This window comes from Pseudobacter sp. (assembly GCF_051955275.1).
Classification (GTDB): domain Bacteria; phylum Bacteroidota; class Bacteroidia; order Chitinophagales; family Chitinophagaceae; genus Pseudobacter.
In genome coordinates this window covers 1-7,324 of the sequence record NZ_JBQCGW010000069.1, presented here as the reverse complement: position 1 = coordinate 7,324, position 7,324 = coordinate 1, and the positions used below count along the sequence as shown (strand labels likewise).

8 protein-coding genes are annotated in these 7,324 nt (G+C 47.3%); 5 read left to right on the top strand and 3 right to left on the bottom strand.

Annotated features, from left to right (window positions below):
• Both ACTHMC_RS06225 and hisG read right to left on the bottom strand, forming a co-directional pair.
• Positions 1–183: histidinol dehydrogenase (locus ACTHMC_RS06225; protein ID WP_440411809.1), on the bottom strand; the 183-nt coding region annotated here is incomplete at its 3' end.
• Between the two features lie 11 nt (positions 184–194).
• Positions 195–1,058, bottom strand: a complete 864-nt coding sequence (hisG, locus tag ACTHMC_RS06220) for an ATP phosphoribosyltransferase (protein ID WP_440411807.1) — start codon at positions 1,056–1,058, stop codon at positions 195–197.
• Between the two features lie 274 nt (positions 1,059–1,332).
• Here hisG and ACTHMC_RS06215 point away from each other — a divergent pair, with 274 nt between their 5' ends.
• Complete coding sequence (locus ACTHMC_RS06215) at positions 1,333–2,139, top strand: glycoside hydrolase family 16 protein (protein WP_440411805.1); 807 nt, start codon at positions 1,333–1,335, stop codon at positions 2,137–2,139.
• 316 nt (positions 2,140–2,455) lie between these two features.
• Here ACTHMC_RS06215 and ACTHMC_RS06210 read toward each other — a convergent pair whose 3' ends face one another.
• Positions 2,456–4,363 (bottom strand): beta-N-acetylhexosaminidase, encoded by a 1,908-nt coding sequence (locus ACTHMC_RS06210; protein ID WP_440411803.1) that lies wholly within the window; start codon positions 4,361–4,363, stop codon positions 2,456–2,458.
• A gap of 150 nt (positions 4,364–4,513) precedes the next feature.
• Here ACTHMC_RS06210 and ACTHMC_RS06205 point away from each other — a divergent pair, with 150 nt between their 5' ends.
• From ACTHMC_RS06205 to ACTHMC_RS06190, 4 genes are all read left to right on the top strand, one after another.
• Complete coding sequence (locus tag ACTHMC_RS06205; protein ID WP_440411801.1) at positions 4,514–5,344, top strand: universal stress protein; 831 nt, start codon at positions 4,514–4,516, stop codon at positions 5,342–5,344.
• 78 nt (positions 5,345–5,422) lie between these two features.
• A complete protein-coding gene (locus ACTHMC_RS06200) occupies positions 5,423–5,815 on the top strand; it encodes a hypothetical protein (RefSeq protein ID WP_440411799.1) in 393 nt (130 codons plus the stop codon).
• A gap of 219 nt (positions 5,816–6,034) precedes the next feature.
• On the top strand, positions 6,035–6,961 hold the full coding sequence (locus ACTHMC_RS06195) for an ABC transporter ATP-binding protein (RefSeq protein ID WP_440411797.1): 927 nt from the start codon (positions 6,035–6,037) through the stop codon (positions 6,959–6,961).
• 7 nt (positions 6,962–6,968) lie between these two features.
• Positions 6,969–7,324: ABC transporter permease (locus tag ACTHMC_RS06190; protein WP_440411795.1), on the top strand; the 356-nt coding region annotated here is incomplete at its 3' end.

The window sequence follows — 7,324 nt, the reverse complement described above, 5'->3', positions numbered from 1 at the left end:
CTGTAAAACATCGATGGAGGCTTTGTCGAACTGCTGTGTGTAGCGCTTCACGGCTTCGTCTCCGTTCTTCTTTACATCCTCCAGTACGGTACGCACAGTCTGTTCCAGGGAAGCGGCATCCGCCACGGGTCTTTGCAGGAGTGATGCGTATTGTGAAGGTTCCGGGTATTGATAGATTTTCATGTCGATAAATTTTACATCACCATTTTTTCGATGGGAACTACCAGGATACCTTCAGCGCCGGCGGCTTTCAGTTCTTCGATGATATCCCAGAACCTGTCTTCACTCAGTACGCTGTGCACGCTGCTCCAGCCGGGCTCTGCAAGCGGGAGCACCGTTGGGCTGCGCATACCGGGCAGCAGGCTGATGATGTCTTTCAGTTTATCGTTGGGTGCGTTCATCAGCACATATTTGTTGCGTTTGGCTTTCTTCACGGCGCGGATGCGGAAAAGCAGTCTTTCCAGGAGTTGCTCCTGTTCTGTACCCAGACCACTGTTCTTTACCAGAACGGCCTGAGATTGCAGGATGCTTTCCACTTCTTTCAGTCCGTTCATGAACAGGGTGGAACCGCTGCTTACGAGGTCGGCCACCACATCTGCGAGCCCGATACCGGGAGCGATCTCCACGGAACCGCTGATCTCGTGGATCTCGGCCTGCACCAGGTTTTCATTCAGCCATTTGTTCACCAGGAAAGGATAGCTGGTGGCGATGCGTTTACCCTGGAGGGAAGTAACGCCTCCGTATTCGATACTGCGGGGAATGGCAACGGAAAGGCGGCATTTGCCGAATCCAAGCTTTTCCACCACTACTGCATGTTTATTCTTTTCCAGGAGTACATTTTCGCCCACGATCCCGATATCTGCCACACCATCTTCCACATATTGGGGAATATCATCATCACGGAGGAAGAACACTTCCAGCGGGAAATTATCAGATTCCGTTTTCAGCTTGTCTTTTACATTGCGCAGATCGATGCCGCATTCCTTCAGCAGCTGAACCGAGTCTTCATAGAGCCTGCCTGATTTCTGGATAGCGATGCGCAGTTTTGTCTGAGCCATTTTGATTTGTTTGGATATGAGCAAAAAAATAAGGGCTTACCAGTGGTAAGCCCTTTGAATATTGTTTGATTACACACAAACACCATTGGCCTACCTCTTGAGGTAAGTATGATGATGATGGATATGTGTAGTGCTGAATTTCATAATTGCGAGGCAAAAATACGGCATCCATGTTACCGGCAAAATATTTTTTTTGACAGGATTAACAACTGTTCATAAAGTTCAGTTCCATAAATGATTAATTTACTTCACTTGTCATCTGAAACTTTTTATCATGAACCCCAGGCAATTATTCCTCACCTGCTGCATGATGGCTGCTTTGGCCATGCCTGCGGCCCTCAGAGCGCAAACCGTTCCCACTGTCCCTTCGGGCCCTGTTCCCGTTTGGTCAGATGAATTTGATTATACAGGTTTCCCGGACTCCACCAAATGGGGGTACGATACCGGTGGACATGGATGGGGCAATGAAGAATGGCAGTTCTACACGAAGCAAAGAAAAGAGAATATCTGGGTGGAAAATGGAAAGCTGATCATTGAAGCACGCAAGGAAAATTTCGAAGGAAGGAATTTCACTTCTGCAAGACTTGTAAGTAAAGGAAAAGGAGAATGGCAATATGGCCGCATTGAAGTACGCGCCAAACTTCCCCGCGGCCGTGGCACCTGGCCCGCAATCTGGATGCTCAGCGCCAACCCGGAAAAATGGCCCGATGACGGCGAGATAGATATCCTGGAGCATGTTGGCTACAACCAGGGAACCGTTCACGGCACCGTACATACGAAGAAATACAATCATACCATTGGCACTCAGGTGGGAGACACTATTGTATTCAATGATCTCTCGGATAAATTCCACGTATACTCGCTCGACTGGAATGCGGATTCCATCCGCGTGAGCGTTGACAATAAAACCTACTTCACTTTTAAGAATGATGGCAGCGGACCCGATGCCTGGCCCTTCGATAAGAAAATGTATCTCATCCTGAATATTGCTGTGGGCGGCTCCTGGGGTGGACAGAAAGGCGTTGATGACACTGCCTTTCCTGCAAGGATGGAAATAGACTACGTGCGTGTTTACAAGTAATAGCAGCGTGTGCATGGAAAAACAGCGTATGCCCAGTAGCTCGCCTCTGGCGAGCACCGGGTCGCCGGAGGCGACGGAATAAAAGTCACTCGCGGGACGCGAGCGACTGGACACAGCGAAATTGATTGGCACTTCGAAATAAAAAAAGGGCCTTCCGGTAAGACGGTTGGAAGACCCTACGTAGACATAATTGGTAATAACCCCTAAGCAAAATACCAATGAACGCTCTCCTTGCGTTCAGCAGCATTGACACTGCACCACAAACCATCGTTGCACTGCGGGCTGATATTTTTTTGCGAAGTGGTTCTCATATACACTATTTTTTTCCTGCGCGTTTCTGCAGGTCGCTTATCAGGATGGTGAGCATACGGCCCTGTTGTTGTTTTCCCCTGTAAGTAACCAGTTTCACTGTTGACGCATCTTTCGGCGTCATCAGCGTTTCTGTGTACCTGGGATAGAAACGGTCAGGGAATGAATTATCAAAGCTGTAATGGATATCCAGCCCTTCCACCTCTGTGCTGAGATCGATCTTCAGGGTGCTGTCTGCGGCAAAAGAAGCTTTCACAATGGGATCATACATAGCCGGAGAATATTTGATCTCCGCCTCGTTGAAGCGTTCGAAATGCTGCTCGGTACGGCCGATAAAGTTGTTCCAGTTGCGTTTGTCTTTAGGGCTCCACAAACATTCAGAGATGGCAAATGCCCTGGGCCATACCATGTATTGCATGTGGCGGGTATTATAGATCTGCTCCGTCCAGAGATTGGCCTGGCCGCCTTTCACCAGCTTAGGGTCTGCACCGGCAGGAACCGGTTCAAATTCATAAGTGGTCTTCAATCTTAAAGTACTGTATACCGGAGGCTCTATGCTGGCATCGCCCTGCATGAAATCGATATAAGCATTTGTATTGGGGCTCATCACCACTTCATGTCCTTCCTTGATGGCTTCCAGTCCACCTTTCACACCACGCCAGCTCATCACTGCGGCGTTAGGCGCCAGTCCGCCTTCCAGGATCTCATCCCAGCCGATCATCTTCTTGTTCTTTGCAGCAATGATCTTGCTGACACGTTTTACAAAATACGACTGCACCTCGTGCATGTCCTTCAGCTTTTCTTTCAGCATCAGTTGTTTCACTTCTTCGCTCTGCTCCCAGAAATTCTTGGCGCACTCATCACCACCCATATGGATATATTCAAAGGGAAAAAGGGCAGCTACTTCAGTGAATACTTTATCGAGGAATTCATAGGTGAATTCTTTGGCAGGACAAAGACTATTGTCTTTCACGGCTGTGAACTTTCCACCTCCTAACCAGTTCATCAGCTTCTCTCCGGAATTCACGCGGAAGTCGCCGGGAATGCTGGCCAGTTCAGGGTAAGAAGCAATGGCTGCACTGCTATGGCCCGGCACATCCACTTCAGGAAGGATGTTGACATAACGTTCAGCCGCATACTCGATCACTTCTTTGATATCCTCATGCGTGTAGAAACCGCCGTAAGTTTTAGGTTCCTCCGGAGTGGGCTGAGAGAAGGTGCCGAAAGTACCGGTCTTGTTTACACGCCAGGCGCCTACGGATGTGAGTTTGGGCAATGACTTTATTTCAATCCTCCAGCCCTGGTCGTCTGTAAGATGCCAATGCAGCAGGTTGTATTTATATTTGGACATATTATCGATGAATTCCTTCACTTCCGCTTTTGTGAAGAAGTGACGGCTTACATCCAGCATCAGTCCACGCCATCCGAAACGTGGCTGATCAGTGATGCTGAGCGAAGGCAGGGACCAGCTGGCCTTCTTCACGATGGATTTTCCTTCGATCTCTTTCGGAAGGAGCTGTATGAGGGTCTGCACACCATAAAAGAGCCCGGCAGGCTGATTGGCTTTGATAAATACGCCTTTTTCATTCACCTCCATGGTATACCCTTCTTTTCCGATGACAGCATTGGCCTTCGTGTTCAGCTCCAGGGAAATGAGGTTGGTCTTGATGGTTTTGGTGAGCCCGTTGGCAACAGGCAATCCATACCCGGTTACCAGTCTGAGTTTGGCAGCCAGCATTTCAGCAACGCGGAAAGCTTCTTTTCCGGTGGCTTCGATACGGCTCTGTGCATTGAGCTGGTAGTTACCGGTACGCAGGTTCAGCGAAACGGGCTGCGGGATAATGGCGGGTACAGATTGTGCTGCAGCCATGAAGGAGGAGGCCAGCAGCGCAAACGCAATAGTGATTTTTTTCATATAACTAATTTGGATCGGAATTGGTGCGTTTAAAATTAGGGATTTTATTTATTGGCATTCATTGAATACTGCAAATCATAGTTTTTCGTTCAAAAAGCAGGTAGTTTTTTAATTCTGTTTCTGTATCTTTCAAAAAAAACCAACTGAATAATGAAAAAATTCCTCGTACCAACGGATTTTTCTGACACATCGAAAAACGCTGCCAGGTTTGCCGTTCAGGCCGTATCCAATGAGAAGGACGCCACAATTATCTTGTATAACCTGCATGACGTAGTAGCTGCGGGATCAGATGGTTCTTTGCTGACGGAGACTGAAAATGACCGGATCATTGTGCTTACGGAAGCACTTCACAACCTGAAGGACGAATTGCTGACGCTGGCTCCTTCTGCTAAAATTGAAATTGTATTAGAGGGCGGTTCATCATTGGTGGACAGCCTTGACCGATACGTAAGACATCATGGTATCGACCTGGTGCTCATGGGCATCACCGGCGCTACCCGTCTGGAGCAGATCTTCATGGGAAGCAACACGCTCAACCTGGTTGACAAGGGCATTTGCCCGGTAATGATCATTCCTCCGGATGCCACTTACCATCCGATCAGGAATATCGCCTTAGCTTCTGACCTGAAAGAAGTGGAAACCACCACCCCGATAGCCGCTATCAAGGGTGTACTGAAGATCTTCAATGCTTCCCTGCACGTGGTGAACGTAGACAGTGAGCATTATGTGGATATTACCGACGAATACAAGGCTGAAAGGGCAAAACTGGAAAAAATGTTTGCCGGATACAACCCTGAGTTCTATTTTATCCGTCAATATGATTTTCAGGAGGCTATCAGCCAGTTCTCGCTCGACCGCGCCATCGATGCGATCATTATCGTACCGAAGCGCAACAGCTTCCTGAGCGGACTGTTCAAAACCAGCCATACCAAGAAGCTGGCTTACCATAGCCATATTCCGATTGTGGCCATTCACGAATAACACAGCGCTAATTGCTTATAAGAGGTTGTATCCAAAAGGATGCAACCTCTTTTCTTTTCCCTTATCTTACACCCTATTATGAGCATTTTCAAGAAAATCGCCTACGCTTTCGTGCTTTGTGCAGGGCTTACCTATATCGGCCTTAAGTTCACCTGGAATGATACCAGCTGGTTCAACATATTCATATTACTGCATTTCGTGGGGTTCATTTTCCTCATCGCCTTTCTCCTGATTTTCAGCAAACTGTTCAAAATGGGGATGCTGAAGTCATATCTCCTGGCTACTATCTGCGGGTATATCGCCTATATGGTATCCATAAGCTATATCAATCACCAGACGGTGAGTGGCGGAACGATTGCGCATATCCATGCAAGCAGGGATTTCGTGCCTTCGTTGTTGTCGTTTCTCCTGGGAAATACCGCTATTCTGATCTATACATATTTTGAGGAGCGTTCTAAGAAGACTTCGTAATAACCCTGAGCTACCACCTGCATTTTGCAAAGAACAGGCTTCTTTTCACTTTTTTCGAGAATTAACAACTTTCCCATAATACCAATCCGGTAAGTCTTCGTCATATACAGGAATTTCCAACAATACCCGGGTAATCACTAACGTAAACCTATATGCGTATATAGTGCATCAACGCGCAACTGCACTGTATACACTACTTCACTAAACCAAATATTACCAATGAGTGCATCCATTGTAAAAGTGGAAGGCCTTTCGCATCGCTATAGTGTACAATGGGCCATCAGGGATATCAGTTTTGAACTGACCCGCAACGGGATTTATGGATTGCTGGGATCTAATGGCGCCGGTAAATCCACCATCATGAACATCATTTGCGGGGTAATCAAACAAACACAGGGAAATGTTTTTATAAAAGGTGTTGACCTGCGCAAAGATCCCGTAAGTGCAAAAAAACATATCGGTTTCCTGCCACAGCAACCACCGCTTCATTCTGATCTTACCGTGGAGGAGTACCTGCGTCACTGTGCCAGTATAAGGTTGATGGAAAATTCAACTATAAAAGGTGCCATCAGCGAAGCCATGACCAAATGCGGCGTAGCTCATTTCAGCAAAAGGCTTATCAGGAACCTGTCAGGCGGATATCAACAACGGGTAGGCCTCGCTCAGGCCATTATCCATAAACCCGACTTCGTTGTGCTGGATGAGCCCACAAACGGACTTGATCCCAACCAGATACTGGAGGTAAGAAACCTCATCAGGGAAATAGCGGAAGAGCGGACCGTTGTACTTTCCACCCATATTCTTCAGGAAGTGCAGGCACTCTGCGATTCTATCTGGATGATCAATGAAGGTCAGGTGGTCTTTTCCGGCGCACTGGATGAATTCGATAATTACATCATGCCGAACTCTTTGATCACTACCCTACTGGCTGCTCCGCCGATACAGGAAATAGAAAAGATAGAAGGTGTGAGCAATGTGGAACTATTATCAGGAAACCGTTACCGGATAGGTTTTACAGACGTACAGGATGTAACCCGGAGGATCATTGCAGCCAGCGTGCAGAAACAGTGGGAACTGATGGAGATCAACCTGGAAAAAAACTCGCTCGACACCATATTTGCCGCACTCTCCAAAAAGAAAAAATAATACCCGGATGAAAACAATTCTGAATATAGCACTTACAGAACTGCAGAAAATTTTTTATTCACCCATTGCATGGCTCATCCTGATCATATTTTCGTTTCAGTCAGCCCTCGTATTTGTGCCCACTTTCGATCAATGGGTAAAAGTACAACTGCTGAACTACCCCATACCCGGCGTAACCCTGTATACTTTTGCAGGGTTCAGCGGTTTGTTCACGGGTATTCAGAACTATCTCTACCTCTATATACCGCTGCTCACTATGGGCATCATGAGCAGGGAATACGCAAGTGGCTCCATCAAACTATTGTATTCCAGTCCACTTACCAATTTCCAGATCATTTTGGGAAAATACCTGTCGCTGGTGGT